General features: G+C 69.9%; 13 protein-coding genes and 1 tRNA gene. 6 read left to right on the forward strand and 8 right to left on the reverse strand.

Annotation, left to right across the window (positions count from 1 at the left end; genetic code table 11):
- Positions 1 to 133: 133 nt before the first annotated feature.
- The 3 genes from ACFVX4_RS22290 to ACFVX4_RS22300 all read right to left on the reverse strand — a co-directional run bounded on the left by ACFVX4_RS22290 (position 134) and on the right by ACFVX4_RS22300 (position 2992).
- On the reverse strand, positions 134 to 1636 hold the full coding sequence (locus ACFVX4_RS22290; protein WP_389980080.1) for a hypothetical protein: 1503 nt from the start codon (positions 1634 to 1636) through the stop codon (positions 134 to 136).
- A 283-nt stretch (positions 1637 to 1919) separates the two neighbouring features.
- Positions 1920 to 2123, reverse strand: coding sequence for a DUF397 domain-containing protein (locus ACFVX4_RS22295; protein WP_389980083.1), 204 nt, complete (start codon positions 2121 to 2123; stop codon positions 1920 to 1922).
- Positions 2120 to 2992, reverse strand: a complete 873-nt coding sequence (locus ACFVX4_RS22300) for a helix-turn-helix domain-containing protein (RefSeq protein ID WP_389980086.1) — start codon at positions 2990 to 2992, stop codon at positions 2120 to 2122. The genes ACFVX4_RS22295 and ACFVX4_RS22300 overlap by 4 nt, the downstream gene beginning before the upstream one ends.
- 187 nt (positions 2993 to 3179) lie before the next feature.
- On the opposite strand from ACFVX4_RS22300, the gene ACFVX4_RS22305 reads away from it, so the two are divergent.
- Both ACFVX4_RS22305 and ACFVX4_RS22310 read left to right on the forward strand, forming a co-directional pair.
- A complete protein-coding gene (locus tag ACFVX4_RS22305) occupies positions 3180 to 3842 on the forward strand; it encodes an ATP-binding protein (protein ID WP_389980089.1) in 663 nt (220 codons plus the stop codon).
- Positions 3843 to 3950: 108 nt separating this feature from the next.
- Complete coding sequence (locus ACFVX4_RS22310; RefSeq protein WP_389980091.1) at positions 3951 to 4328, forward strand: hypothetical protein; 378 nt, start codon at positions 3951 to 3953, stop codon at positions 4326 to 4328.
- 281 nt (positions 4329 to 4609) lie between these two features.
- Here ACFVX4_RS22310 and ACFVX4_RS22315 read toward each other — a convergent pair whose 3' ends face one another.
- The 5 genes from ACFVX4_RS22315 to ACFVX4_RS22335 all read right to left on the reverse strand — a co-directional run bounded on the left by ACFVX4_RS22315 (position 4610) and on the right by ACFVX4_RS22335 (position 9057).
- Complete coding sequence (locus ACFVX4_RS22315; protein ID WP_389980093.1) at positions 4610 to 5869, reverse strand: McrC family protein; 1260 nt, start codon at positions 5867 to 5869, stop codon at positions 4610 to 4612.
- Positions 5866 to 8019 (reverse strand): AAA family ATPase, encoded by a 2154-nt coding sequence (locus ACFVX4_RS22320; protein ID WP_389980095.1) that lies wholly within the window; start codon positions 8017 to 8019, stop codon positions 5866 to 5868. The genes ACFVX4_RS22315 and ACFVX4_RS22320 overlap by 4 nt, the downstream gene beginning before the upstream one ends.
- Positions 8020 to 8184: 165 nt before the next feature.
- Positions 8185 to 8598 carry a type II toxin-antitoxin system VapC family toxin gene (locus ACFVX4_RS22325; RefSeq protein WP_389980096.1) on the reverse strand — a complete coding sequence of 138 codons (414 nt, stop codon included), beginning with the start codon at positions 8596 to 8598 and terminating at the stop codon, positions 8185 to 8187.
- Positions 8595 to 8858, reverse strand: a complete 264-nt coding sequence (locus ACFVX4_RS22330; protein WP_389980098.1) for a CopG family transcriptional regulator — start codon at positions 8856 to 8858, stop codon at positions 8595 to 8597. Before ACFVX4_RS22330 ends, ACFVX4_RS22325 begins: the two co-directional genes overlap by 4 nt.
- Positions 8859 to 8985: 127 nt before the next feature.
- Positions 8986 to 9057: transfer RNA gene (locus ACFVX4_RS22335), tRNA-Arg, on the reverse strand.
- 239 nt (positions 9058 to 9296) lie between these two features.
- On the opposite strand from ACFVX4_RS22335, the gene ACFVX4_RS22340 reads away from it, so the two are divergent.
- The 4 genes from ACFVX4_RS22340 to ACFVX4_RS22355 all read left to right on the forward strand — a co-directional run bounded on the left by ACFVX4_RS22340 (position 9297) and on the right by ACFVX4_RS22355 (position 13570).
- The gene (locus ACFVX4_RS22340; protein WP_389980100.1) at positions 9297 to 9710 is read left to right on the forward strand and encodes a response regulator; all 414 of its coding nucleotides are present in this window, start codon (positions 9297 to 9299) and stop codon (positions 9708 to 9710) included.
- Positions 9711 to 9765: 55 nt separating this feature from the next.
- Complete coding sequence (gene nrtL / locus ACFVX4_RS22345) at positions 9766 to 10764, forward strand: ArgS-related anticodon-binding protein NrtL (RefSeq protein WP_389980102.1); 999 nt, start codon at positions 9766 to 9768, stop codon at positions 10762 to 10764.
- Between the two features lie 26 nt (positions 10765 to 10790).
- Positions 10791 to 12182, forward strand: a complete 1392-nt coding sequence (gene lysA / locus ACFVX4_RS22350) for a diaminopimelate decarboxylase (RefSeq protein ID WP_389980104.1) — start codon at positions 10791 to 10793, stop codon at positions 12180 to 12182.
- A gap of 95 nt (positions 12183 to 12277) precedes the next feature.
- Positions 12278 to 13570 carry a homoserine dehydrogenase gene (locus ACFVX4_RS22355; protein WP_389980106.1) on the forward strand — a complete coding sequence of 431 codons (1293 nt, stop codon included), beginning with the start codon at positions 12278 to 12280 and terminating at the stop codon, positions 13568 to 13570.

Consider the following 13570-nt stretch of genomic DNA (forward strand, 5'->3'; position numbering starts at 1 on the left):
GTGCACATGTAATGCGCCACTCTGGCGAGGAACGCCTCATCTAAGGGGCATGTACTGACCAAGAATCGACCAAGTGCGCTACCGCCCAGGGAAGTTCGCTGAGAATCTGCGGAATTATGCCCTTGTCGAACCCTCAGGTGTTCGAGACCGAGTCCGCCGGGCCGACGCCGAACGAGGGCGAACTGGTCACATACGTACAGCCGGTGTACCGATACCCGGGCTGGATCTTCGACCCGTCCGCGTAACTGCTGACAACCGTGCGGGACGAGCCGCCCCGGTGCTTGTACAGGAAGTGGTACTCGCCCGCGGGCAGCCAGAGCGTCACCTGCGGATAGCTCTTCCCCTTGGCCTTGCAGGCCGACAGGGAGGCGGTCAGCCCGGAGTGCGTCTCACAGCTGCCGCACCCCTTGATGCTGGTCTTCCCGGTGACCGGCCCGGTGTACAGGATCTCGACCCCGTCCGGGGCGTCGTTGCTGATGACCAGCTGCATCCGGGCCCCGCCGGGCCGGCCCGAGGGCGGCAGGTGCTTGCCGGCCGCCGCCCGGGTGTCGGCGATCTCGGCGGCGATGGCGATGTCCCGGGCCCGCGCCCCGCGCTTGTCCTTCTTGTACGAGGCGGCGAACTCCGTCAGCGTCAGCTTTGCCTCGCTGAACCGCTTGGCCTCGAACTGGGCGACCCCGCAGGCGTATTCGCCGTTCTGGATGCCGCCGCCGGCCTTCGGCGCCAGCGCCGAGACGGACTTGTCCGGCATCGAGAGGGCGGTCGTACGGAGCCGGCGCAGCGCGTCCCTGGCGGAGCAGGGGTCGCTCCCGCGCACGGCCCGGTTCTGCTCCGAGATCTTCCTGGAGACGGCGGGCGCCACCTGCTTGGCCTGCGCCGATTCGGGGAACGTACGCAGCAGCTCGCCCAGTTCGTCGCTCTCCCTGCCACCGGTCGGCACGGCGCCCAGCTTCGACACCCCGCACTCGTACAGCGAGGTGGCGAGCGGCCCGTCGGGGTAACCGGCGAGATCGCCCAGCAGCTTCGGGTCGATCGACCGGGGCACGGTCCGCAGGTAGGTCAGCGGCTCGATGGCCTCGCAGTGCTTCTTCTGCCGGTACGGCGCCGAGACCGCCTTGTAGTACACGTCGAGCCGCTGCGGCACGAGCCTCCCGGCCCGCGACCCGGCATGCTTCTCGCCGAGCCCCCGGTAGATGTCGAGCGCCGCCCGGTAGTCGCCCCGCGCGGCGGCGAAGGGCTTGCCGGAAGCGGCCTCGACACTCCGGTCGCCCCGGTCCAGCCGGTCGAGCAGCATCTGCTCCACGGCCTCGTCCTGCGCGGAGCCGTAGGTCACCACACCCCCGGCGGGCACCGCCAGCAGCACCAGACCGGCCCCCGCCGCCACCACCGGCCGCCACGACCCGCCGACCGCCCGACGCCGAGCGAGCCGCGCCCCGTCCACGGCCGCCAGGACCAGTGCGACGAGATACGCGACGACCACCCCACCGGCGGCCCCGTCGGGATCGGCCGGCAGCACGGCCCACAACAGCGCACCGGTCGCGACCCAGCACAACGCCACCCGGACCCAGCACCGCATCAGCGCATAACCGAGCCCGAACCCGCTCAGATTGAGCAACGCCACGGCCACGGACCGCATCCCACCCCCGGGCGGCGGCGGCCCGACCACGGGCGGCTGCGCCGGAGGCGGGGGAGGAGGTGAAGCGAATCCGTTTGGCGGTGAAGCGAATCCGGGCGGCGGTGAAGCGGAACCGGCCCCGCCATCAAAACTCTGATCGTCCCAACTCACGTCAGCCCCCCAGCCGTTGAGCAATCCGGACTTCGATGCGAACCCGGTCGGATTACCATCCATGAAGCCCCGAACAGAGTCAATCCGGACGCCCTGCCGAGGCGGAGCGACCCCGTACCCGATAAAGCGAGGACTACCCGAGATCCCTCACGAACGCCTGCCACGCGCCCCGCCCGAACCCGATCACGGGCCCGGCGGGGCGCTTGCTGTCGCGGACGGGGACGAGGTGGGGGAGGTTGGTGGCGGCCTCGACGCAGTCGCCCTGGCCGCCGCTGTAGCTGCTTGTGCGCCACGCCGCCTGGGTCAGGTCAGGCGCTGGACCTATGGCAGGTGTCATTGCTGATGCTCCTTGGCGATGCGATGGATCAATGCGAGCGATTCCGTCTGCGGCAGTGCTGCGGTGCGCGCGTCGTCGAAAAGGGCGCGGTAGCGGGCGACTTCGGGCTCCCGTTCCGTCCAGATGTTGCCGGTCGGAGTCTCCGACAGTGCCAGGTCGAGGGAGGAAACCTGCGGAAAGCTGAGCAGCAGGTACGGACCGAACATACCTGAATGCGCCCCGCGTTCGAATGGCAGGACCTGGACGGTGACGTTGGGGAGCTCGGCCATGACGGCCAGGTGCTCCAGCTGGGCGTGCATCACGGCAGCCCCGCCCACCCGTTGTCGAAGTACCCCTTCGGCAAGCACTGCCCACAACTCCATGGGCGCGTCGTCGGTGAGCCGCCGCTGCCTGGCGAGCCGGACCTCCACGAATTGGTCGATCTCCTGGGGTGTCTGCCAGGCCCGTGACGCCACCGTCACCGCGCGTCCGTACTCGGCTGTCTGGAGGAGCCCCGGGATCAGCTGCACCTGATACGTGCGAATGCCGTCGCAGATCGCTTCCATCTCGATCTGATCCCGGTAGGTGTCGCTGAGCACATCGGCGTACTGATGCCACCAGCCGTCGCGCCGACGCCGGTTGGCCCTGCGCGCCAGCGCCTCCAGGCGCTCACGGGCAGCTTGGTCCGTCACTCCGTAGGCCTTCATCAGTGCAACAAGATCGGGCGTACGGACGGGAACATGGCCATTCTCTATGCGGCTGATCTTGCCCTTCGTGCAGTCCAGGGCCTCCGCCGCGATGGCGGTGGTGAGGCCGGCGGCTTCGCGGAATCGCCGGAGCTCATCGCCGAGTTGGCGCCCGAGCACAGTTGATGGCTTCACGTTTGGCATAGCTACCTCCTATCAGAGTCCAGAGGGCGGCGGCTGCCGATTCTCTCGAAAGGATGAATCCTTCCTCGTAGTATCGATTCAACGTTGCGCCAGTGGTCGTTTCTCGGCACGCTCGTGCTGCCTGGACCGCGAAGTCGCTGCATCGCCAGGCCATTTGGACCGAGACTTTCTGTTTTCCGGGAGAGCCATGTCGCACCCTTCCCTCTACCAAGCCGCCTTCCGGCTGCCTCGTCATCGTGGCAGCGTCCCCCGGGCCCGAGCCGTCCTCCGCGCCAGACTCGGCGAATGGCGGGCACGTCAAGACACCGCTGAGTCCGGCGAGTTGGTTCTCTCCGAGCTGGTCACCAACGCCCTGTACGCACCCGCGCCCGGTGACCGGATGGTCGGCGTACGCATCGTCTGCCGGGAGCGCGGGGCACTGCTTCGCCTGGAGGTGAGCGACGCAGGGGAGGGGCGGCCACGCATGCGGCGCCCCGGCGCGCTCGAAACGACCGGACGCGGCCTCCAACTCGTCGACGCGCTGGCGGACCGGTGGGGCGTGGACGAGAGGCGGCCCGGTATCGGGAAGACCGTCTGGGCGGAGCTGCTGGCCCCGGGGGCCGCTCCCGTGCCCCGTTCCGCCGGGGCGAGTACCTCGGCGGTGACCGTACGGCCGGGGCAGTCGGTGCGGGCATGGGGCGCCTGGCACACCGTCCGGAGCGTGCGCAGCGAGCGGTACCCGTCCGGCGGCCTGGCGGTCGTCATCGGTCTGGAGGACGATCCGGTCCTGCGGCTGCCCGCGTCGGAGCCCGTGACCGTGCGGGCCGAGGACGGGGCGGCGACGCACCCGGGCCGGGTGTTCCCGTGCTGAGCGCGTGGCCGGCCCGAACCGGCCGGGAGACCGGCGCCGACACATCACGATGGCGGCAGGAACTCCGATTGATCACCGGCGGCACGACTGCGCGCCTATGCTCGCCGGATGGAGCAGAGCGAAGTGGTGAAGCGGGTGGTGGGCATCCTCACGGAGGCGGGCGAAATCCGTCGGCTGCTCGAAGAGAATGTCGACCGCGACGACCTGGACACCGATCCCAGCGTGGTGACCGTGCTCCTGAACGAGACGATGCCCCGGATCGCCGTCCCCGAGGACGCCTCGATCGAAGAGGTCGCCACGCTGGTCGGCCGGGAGGTCGGCGGTGCGGTGGAGCAGCTGGTCGGCGCGTTCACCCTGGCCTTCGCGATGCTGGCCCAGGTGCACGACTCCGGGCAGACGGACGTGACCTCCGCCGATGTGCTCCAGGACCTGGCACTGCGGGCCGAACAGATCGGCTCCGACGGGCCGGACGACGCGGGGGCGTAGGCCGCACGAACCGACCCCGGCGGCCGGTCGGGCACTCCACCGCGAACGGGCGCGACCGAATACGACAACAAGCCCTCCGATCTGGCGCAATGCCTGATCGGAGGGCCTGTACGACACCTTTTCAAGGTGTCCTCGGCAGGATTCGAACCTGCGCACCCGGCTCCGGAGGCCGGGCCGTTCCCAGAAGTCCCCACAGGTCGGAAGCATGACTGATGGCTCGTCAGATATGCCGGCCCACGAGGAAGAAATATTAGTATTTTGAGCGCGATCAGGAATTGATATCAGTGTGTGTCGCCCGTTGTCCTGCCAGTTGTGAGCCCGCGGGCCGGGTCTCCGGCGATGACCGCGGCGATCGCGGACATGCCCTTCAGGACAGCCTCCGGCTCCTGGTCCAGGTCGAGCGCATGCTGGGTGAGTACCGTGCCCGCCCTACGGACCACGTGTCGCTGTTGTGGCTCGTTGCCCTTCGCGTAGACGAGATGGCCTTGTGGAAGCCCGAGCACGGTGCAGTAGGCCAGCATCTGGTAGAGATCCGAGCCGGGGAATCCCTCCCGCTTCTCCGCCTTGTACTTGGCGTCCGCGACCCCCAGTGGTCGCCTCATCTCGTCGTACCAGACCAGGTCCGGCTTGATCAGGACCCCGTCGGCCTCGTCCAGGTGGTGGCGTGCCTGGGCGACCGAGCGTCCCCCGTAGGGGAGCAGAGCCCGGGACAGCGCGGTGCAGACGAAGTCCTCGAAGACCGTGGCCAGATCCAGGACGAAGCCGTCCAACCGGGTTCCCGCGCCCTGCTGTTCGGCAGAGCGGTTGGTCAGGATCAACTCGGCCAGGCGTAGTGCGGAGTGGTAGCGGGCGTTCAGTCTGGACGGACGCCACCTCGGCAGTTGACGACCAGGGAAGAGCGTGGAGACCTCCGCCAGCCGGGCCCGCACCCGGGACAGCCCGAGGCGGACGGGGCGCGGCACGCCCGGGAGCCGGAGCAGGCGTGCGCTCGCCGCCAGCAGCAGCTGGTTCTCGGCGATGTCTGTCGTGTACTCGTCGTACGTGACCTCCACAGGCAGGGGTATCCCGAAGCGCCGCCGTATCTGGTCACCCTCGCGGATCCGTCCGCGTACAACGGTCAGGGCGCTGTCTGTGGTGCGGTAGCCCTGCAGCAGGCCCTGGCGCAGTGCGCGTTCGGCCTGCCGTACGAAAGCGGCGGCCAGCGCGGGCAGCAGCTCGTGCTCGTCGCCCACCTGCACCTCCCCGGGGTCGTCCCACCAGTGCTTCACGGGATCAGCCGCGTAGCCGAGCAGGAAGAACAGCCGACGGACAGGCAGCTTGGGCGCGATGTGCACCTCCACCCCCTCCAGCCGGACCGCACCGACCTTGCCCAGTCCTCGCAGCTGCCAGGCGGTTCCGGTGCCGGCGGAGTACGGGTCGGGCCGCGCGTCCACGACACCGGACCCGGACAGCGCCCGGCCGGCCTCGGGCGCGAGCCGCACCTCGGTCCACGGACCGTGCTCCACCAGGTCGATGCGCCGGACCGGGCGGTCCTCGGTCACGGCGCCGGGGCCGGGGGCTCGGCGGACTGGGACGGCCGGCTGACGACCCTCCGCAGGGCGGGCAGCCCGTACCGGCCCTGTACGTCGACCAGGTCGTCGCCGTAGTGGTGCTCTTCGAGCAGCGGCAGGACGGCCGTCTTCCACACCCGCTCCAAGCCCCCCTCGTCGTAGACGGACGTCCGCATCAGGTACGACGGTCCGACCTTGAAGTCCTTGTCCTCGATCCGCCGGTTGAGCTCGCGGTGCAGCGCGGGTACGTCCTCGCTCGGGCTGATCTCCCCGGCTTCTTCCTTCTTCTCGACCCACCGCGCCAGCAGGTCCTGGGTCGGCTCCTCGTCGGGATGGAGCGCCAGGAAGGCGAAGCGCCGCCGCATGGCCGCGTCGACCAGGGCGATGGAACGGTCGGCGGTGTTCATCGTCCCGATGATGAAGACATTCCGGGGCAGCCGGAACTCGCCCGAGTACTGCAGGTCGATCGTGCTGTCGCGGTACTCCAGGACGAAGTACAGCTCGCCGAACACCTTGGCCAGGTTGGCCCGGTTGATCTCGTCGATGATCAGGAAATACGGCGTGTCCGGATCCTCGTCCGCGAGGTCGACCAGCTGCCGGAACGGCCCCGACCGCAAGTCGAAGGCCAGCGCGCCCGCCCCGTTGCCGTCCTGCACGACCGGCCGGAAGCCTTCGAAGAAGTCCTCGTAGGCGTAGGAGGGATGGAACTGGACCAGCTTGACCGCGCGCGGATCACCGGCGAAGTGCGCGGCGATGTGCTGCGCCAGGTAGGTCTTCCCGGTGCCGGGCGGCCCGTAGAAGATCAGTTGCTGTCGGTCCTGAAGCAGGTCACGCACCTCGCGCAGCCACTTCTCGCCGACCAGCAGCTTCGCGGCCAGCTCGGGAGCCGGCAGCGGCAGTTCGGCACCGGAGCGTGTGGTCGCAGAAGTGGTGCTCGGGGGCAGCAGAGCCGATTCGTCCTCGGGTACCTCCGGGGCCGCGGAATCCTGGCGCGCGCTGGACAGCTCGCGGATGAGGCCGATCGCGCCAGTCAGGTCCACTACATCGTGCTGGCTCTGCAGCCGCCCGTGCAGCTCCTCCGGCAGCTCCTCGTAGGCGATCTCCAGACCGCTCCACTCGACGGCACGGCGCAGACCGGCGCGCTCGTCAGGGCTCGACCCCCACTCCGGCCCGCCGGTGACCCGGCCGAGGAACAGCCTTCCACCGCTGGTGGCACACACGAGATCGTCCTCGTGCATCCGGTTGAGGAACAGGTCGAGTTCTGCGGCCAACTCCCCCCGCTTGTTGTACGAGAGGTGGGCGTACCGGTCCTCGACCCGCAGCCGCAGCTCCTCCCGGGTGATGGACGTGGCCACCTGGCCGAGCCGGGACGCGGCCAGCGAGCAGTAGCCCTCCTCCAGCCACTGGGCCACCACGTTCCTGCCCTGCTCGCCGGCGCCACCCCGTACCAGCCAGGCGCTGGCGGACTCCGACCCCCGGGGCTCCTGGGGGAGGAGGTAGGGCTGGAGGCCGACGACATCGATACGGGCATCCGGCCCGGCCGCCGTGGCGTCCGTACGTCCCTGCTCCTCGGCGATCTCCCGCAGCACGGCCTCGGTCTCCGCCGCGTCGGGCAGGACCTCGGGAGCGGGTCGGCCGTCGGAGTCCAGCACCCGGTGTGCGTTGGACGGACGAACGCCCCAGAGCCAATGGCTGAGCGGCTCGCGGTCGCAGCCGGTGGCAGTGGACAGGTCGTCGAGCGCCAGCCATCGGCCGGCCGGAATGGCGCCGACAAGGCGGCTCGCGTACTCGAAACCGTGCTTGTGACGCTTCCAGTAAGAGAAGGCCATCTGGGCCGTGTCGGAGAAGGAAGCCGCCTCGGCATGGTTGCGCAGCGCGGCCCGGCCGAGGTTGGTGATTCGCCACAGCCCGTTGTTCTTGCGCAGCCAGCCCGCGATGACGAGATCGGACGTCCGCCAGCGCCAGGCGTTCTCGGCCTTCTCCTGCCCGTTGTCGTACGTCTCGGCGTCCTCAGCGGCCGGTGGCAGCTCCTCCCTCACCCGCTTCCACAGCTCCGCATGGTGCATGTCTCCGGACTGCTCGGCGAGGATCTCCATGGACCTGCGCGTGCGCGGCTTGGTACGGGCCTGGCGGGTGGGCATGAGGCAGGGCTCCGTGACTCCGGGGGCGGGTGGGCAGTTGCCGCCCAGAATAGGCAGCCCCTGTACACCGTCCGGTAGATCACTTTCCGCCGCGTCCTACCGCAGGTGGGCGACGAATGACTGTCAGGCGTGGGTCCCGAACGATGTCTCCTGAAATATGAAGTGTCAGACCTTGATGGCGGTGATTCGGTCGCCGCACAGCGCGGTGAGGTCTTCCGGATCGGAGGTGAGCACGGTGACAGGGCCGGGTGAGGCCAGAGCGGTCGCGCCGAGCATGGCGTCGATGGCGTACTTGTGGCCGTGCAGGCCGGCGTCGGCGAGGAGGGTGGAAGCGTGGCGTGCGATCGACTCGGTGATCGGTTCGATGACGAGGCGGGAAAGGGTCCACTCCAGGGCCGGACGGTTGATGCGAGGGTGGGCCACTTCCACCAAGGTGGCGGCGGACGTGATCACGCGCAGGTCGTCGGCGCGGGCAAGGGCGAGCCAGACGGTGACTGTGCGATCGCGCAGCACGGCCTTGGCCAGCCCTTCGCTGTCGAGGACGAGTGTGCCGCCCGGGGCGGCGGGGGAGCGCGTCACGCCGCGTTCGCCTCGTTGTGGGCCTGCTGCTGGCGCGCCTGGTGGAGATGGTCGCGGAGGGCCTGGATCTCGTCCTCGGTGATGGGTCCGTGTTCGGCCTCGGCGACCTGGATGAGCTCGTTGAGGTTGTCGCGCTCGATCTGGCGGGCGACGGCAGCGGCCACGTAGGCGGACAGGCCGGAGGGGCCACTGCGGGCCTTGGCGGCTTCGGCGATGTCGCGCGGCATGGTGATCGAGTACTTCCCGGTAGGCTCGCTCATGCTACCTATCCTACCTCTGGTCCTCCCGAAGCGAAGGGCAGCGACCCCCACTCCGTAGCTCCCGGCGGGCATAAAAAAATAGACCCTCTGCTCAGCGTTTCCGCTGGTCAGAAGGTCTATCCTGAAGTGCCCTCGGCAGGATTCGAACCTGCGCACACGGCTCCGGAGGCCGATGCTCTATCCCCTGAGCTACGAGGGCGTATCGCTGTGTGGCTCGGCGACGGGTGAAACACTACCAGCTTCCGCGGGGTGCCCGTGAACAGGTATTTCCGGGTCGTCGGAGGGGTGACGCGGGCCAGGCGGAGGGGGGCGTGCGATGCGTTCCGGATGTATCCGGCCACCCCTCGCGCCACTCGTCCGGGGACGGAAATAGGCAAAACCCGGACGCAGCCCCTACGTCCGCCCTACCCTCGAAGTGTGTCAGGGGCGTGTGGCCGCGTGCTTGTTGTCGACGACAACAAGGTCATCCGGCAGTTGATCAGGGTCAATCTCGAGCTTGAGGGCTTCGAGGTCGTGACCGCGGCCGATGGTGTCGAGTGTCTGGATCTGGTGCATCGGGTCCGTCCCGATGTGATCACGCTCGATGTCGTCATGCCCGGACTGGACGGTGTGCAGACCGCCGCCAGACTGCGTTCCGATCCGCGGACCAGACATCTGCCCGTGGCGATCATCAGTGCCTGTACGCCGTACGAGGTGGACAGCGGGGTCGCCGCAGGGGTCGACGCCTTTCTCGCGAAGCCCTTCGAGCCGACCGAGTTGGTGCGGCTCGTACGGCAGTTGATGGAGCGGGAGGAGCCGCCGTCGCTCGACGGCAGACGGGGTGCCGGGACCGCGGAGCGCGCTGCGGGGTGACCGCATGGCGAAACCGGGTCGCGGGGTTCCCCCCTTCCTCCCATACGCTTGTCCTGTGACCCCCGCCGATCTCTCCATGACCGTGCTGCACGCCGTGCGCCGCGCGGTCGACGAGGACGCCCTGCGCGCGCCCGTGCCCACGCGCGTGCGGGTGGAGAGGACCCGGCCCGGCGGGCGCGGGGAGTACGCCTGCGCCGTCGCCCTCCAGCTGGCCGGGCCCGCCGCGCTGCCGGCCAGGGACGTGGCCGAGATCCTCCGGGAACGGGTGCTTGAGGCGCCGGGCATCGGGGACGTCGAGGTCACCGGGCCGGGATTTCTGAACTTCACGCTGCGAGCCGGTGCGCGCGGCCTCGACGAACTGGTGCGGACCGTCGACGCGCACGGCACGGCCTACGGGCACGGCGACGCCCTCGCCGGCCCGGCGGTCTCGTTCGTCCCCGTCGAGGAGCTCCGCGCCCGGGTCGTCACCGGGACCGTCGAGCGGCTGCTCCGGGCCCAGGGCGCCGAGGTCGGGGAGCGAACGGCGGGCGGGGAGGCGCTGCACGTGATGCCGGTGCCGGCCGCCCACCGCGATCTCTTCGAGCGGCTCGGGAGCGACGCCGCGCGCTGGTCGCTGCTGCGGGCCGCCCCGCACGACCGGCCCCGGGGCACCGGGAGCGAGGAACTCCTCGTGCAGCAGGAGAGCAATCCGCTGTTCCGGGTGCGGTACGCGCACGCCCGGATCCGGGCGCTGGGCCACAACGCCCGGCAGCTCGGGTTCGCAGCGGCGTACGAGGAGAGCGTGGACGCGCCCGTGCTCGGCGCGCTGCTCGCCGACCACCCCGGGGTGCTCGCCGCCGCCGCCCGGCACCGTGAGCCCGACCGGGTCGCCCGGCAGTTGGAAGCCCTCGCGCAGGCCTTCTTCGACTTCCATGACAGCGCTTCGCCGCTTCCCGTCGGTGACGAGAAACCCTCGGCCGCCCACCGCTCCCGGCTCGCCCTTGCCGAAGCCGCCGGGACGGTGCTCGCAGGCGGCCTGTCCCTGCTCGGCATCAGCGCACCCGAAGTCCTCTGAGAGATCCGAGAGAGCAGAGCAACGCCATGAGCCGATCCGCACACCCCGCCGGGCCCCGTCACGCCGACGTCATGACGGAGGGGCACTACACCGCCCCGCCCGCCGATCTCAACGCCCTGGACGAGAAGGTCTGGGCCCGTACCGTCACCCGCGACGAGGCCGGTGCGGTCACCGTCGGCGGGATCGAAGTGACGCGGCTGGCCGAGGAGTTCGGCACCCCCGCCTACTTCCTCGACGAGAGCGACTTCCGGGCCCGCTGCCGCGCCTGGGCCGACGCCTTCGGGCGCGATGCCGACGTGTTCTACGCCGGAAAGGCCTTCCTGTCGCGCGCCGTCGTGCGCTGGCTCCAGGAGGAGGGGCTCAACCTCGACGTCTGCTCCGGTGGCGAGCTGACCACCGCGCTGGACGCCGGGATGCCCGCCGAGCGCATCGCCTTCCACGGCAACAACAAGACCGTCGCCGAGATCGAGCGCGCCGTCCAGGCCGGTGTCGGCCGCATCGTGCTCGACTCCTTCCAGGAGATCGCCCGGGTCGCCCACATCGCGCAGCAGCTCGGCAAGCGCCAGCGCGTACAGATCCGGGTGACCGTCGGTGTCGAGGCACACACCCACGAGTTCATCGCCACCGCGCACGAGGACCAGAAGTTCGGGATCGCGCTGGCCGGGGGACAGGCCGCCGAGGCGGTGCGCCGGGCGCTCACCCTCGACGGTCTTGAGCTCATCGGCATCCACTCGCACATCGGCTCGCAGATCTTCGACATGGCCGGCTTCGAGGTCTCCGCCCGGCGCGTGGTGCAGCTGCTCGCCGAGGTGCGCGACGAGCACGGGGTGGAGCTCCCCGAGATCGACCTGGGCGGCGGGCTCGGCATCGCGTACACCTCCGAGGACGACCCGCGCGAGCCGCACGAGATCGCCAAGGCGCTCGGCGACATCGTGACCCGCGAGTGCGAGGCGGCCGGGCTCGCCACCCCGCGGATCTCCGTCGAGCCGGGGCGCGCCATCGTCGGCCCGACCGCCTTCACGCTGTACGAGGTCGGCACCATCAAGCCCCTGGAGGGGCTGCGTACGTACGTCAGCGTCGACGGCGGCATGTCGGACAACATCCGCACCGCGCTGTACGACGCCGAGTACACCGTCGCGCTCGCCTCGCGCACCTCCGACGCCGAGCCGATGCTCGTCCGCGTCGTCGGCAAGCACTGCGAGAGCGGCGACATCGTGGTCAAGGACGCGTTCCTGCCGTCCGACCTCGCCCCCGGCGATCTGATCGCCGTGCCCGCCACCGGCGCGTACTGCCGTTCCATGGCGAGCAACTACAACCACGCCCTGCGTCCGCCGGTCGTCGCCGTGCGCGACGGAGAGGCGCGTGTCATCGTCAGGCGCGAGACGGAGGAAGATCTCCTGCGTCTCGATGTCGGCTGATGAAATACATGTCTCAGGATCCGGACGGGTGGCAGAAACTCCCGTCCGGTGAGTGAGACTGGTCCACACATCAGATGTAAAGGAAACGAGGTCGGATGATGCGTACGCGTCCGCTGAAGGTGGCGCTGCTGGGCTGTGGAGTGGTCGGCTCAGAGGTGGCGCGCATCATGACGACGCACGCCGACGACCTCGCCGCGCGCATCGGTGCGCCGGTCGAGCTCGCCGGTGTCGCCGTGCGCCGGCCCTCCAAGGTGCGCGAGGGCATCGACCCCGCGCTGATCACCACCGATGCGACGGCCCTGGTCAAACGGGGCGACATCGACGTCGTCATCGAGGTCATCGGGGGCATCGAGCCCGCCCGCACGCTCATCACCACCGCCTTCGAGCACGGCGCGAGCGTCGTCTCCGCCAACAAGGCGCTGCTGGCCGAGGACGGCGCCGCCCTGCACGCCGCCGCCGAGCAGCACGGCCGGGACCTCTACTACGAGGCCGCCGTGGCCGGTGCCATCCCGCTCGTACGGCCGCTGCGCGAGTCCCTCGCCGGTGACAAGGTCAACCGGGTCCTCGGCATCGTGAACGGCACGACCAACTTCATCCTCGACAAGATGGACACCAGCGGAGCCGGGTACTCCGAGGCGCTCGACGAGGCCACCGCCCTCGGATACGCCGAGGCCGACCCGACCGCCGACGTCGAGGGCTTCGACGCCGCCGCCAAGGCCGCCATCCTCGCCGGCATCGCCTTCCACACCCGGGTGAGGATCGGCGACGTGCACCGCGAGGGCATCACCGAGGTCACCGCCGCCGACATCGCGTCCGCCCGCCGCATGGGCTGCACCGTCAAGCTCCTCGCCATCTGCGAGCGCGCCGCCGACGGGCAGTCGGTCACCGCGCGGGTGCACCCCGCGATGATCCCGCTGAGCCATCCGCTGGCCTCCGTCCGCGAGGCGTACAACGCGGTCTTCGTCGAGGCGGAGGCGGCCGGACAGCTCATGTTCTACGGCCCCGGCGCCGGTGGCTCGCCGACCGCGTCCGCGGTCCTCGGCGACCTCGTAGCGGTGTGCCGCAACAAGCTCAACGAGGCCACCGGCCCCGGTGAGTCCGCGTACACGCGTCTGCCGGTCAGCCCCATGGGCGACGTGGTCACGCGGTACCACATCAGTCTCGACGTGGCCGACAAGCCTGGCGTGCTCGCCCAGGTCGCGACGGTCTTCGCCGAACAGGGCGTATCGATCGATACGGTCCGCCAGCAGGGCAAGGATGGCGAGGCGTCCCTCGTCGTCGTCACCCACCGCGCGTCCGACGCCGCCCTCTCGGCGACCGTCGAGGCGCTGCGCAAGCTCGACACCGTGCGCGGTGTCGCCAGCATCATGCGTGTTGAAGGGGAGTAA

It is taken from the genome of Streptomyces sp. NPDC058240, from assembly GCF_042882135.1.
Taxonomy (GTDB): domain Bacteria; phylum Actinomycetota; class Actinomycetes; order Streptomycetales; family Streptomycetaceae; genus Streptomyces.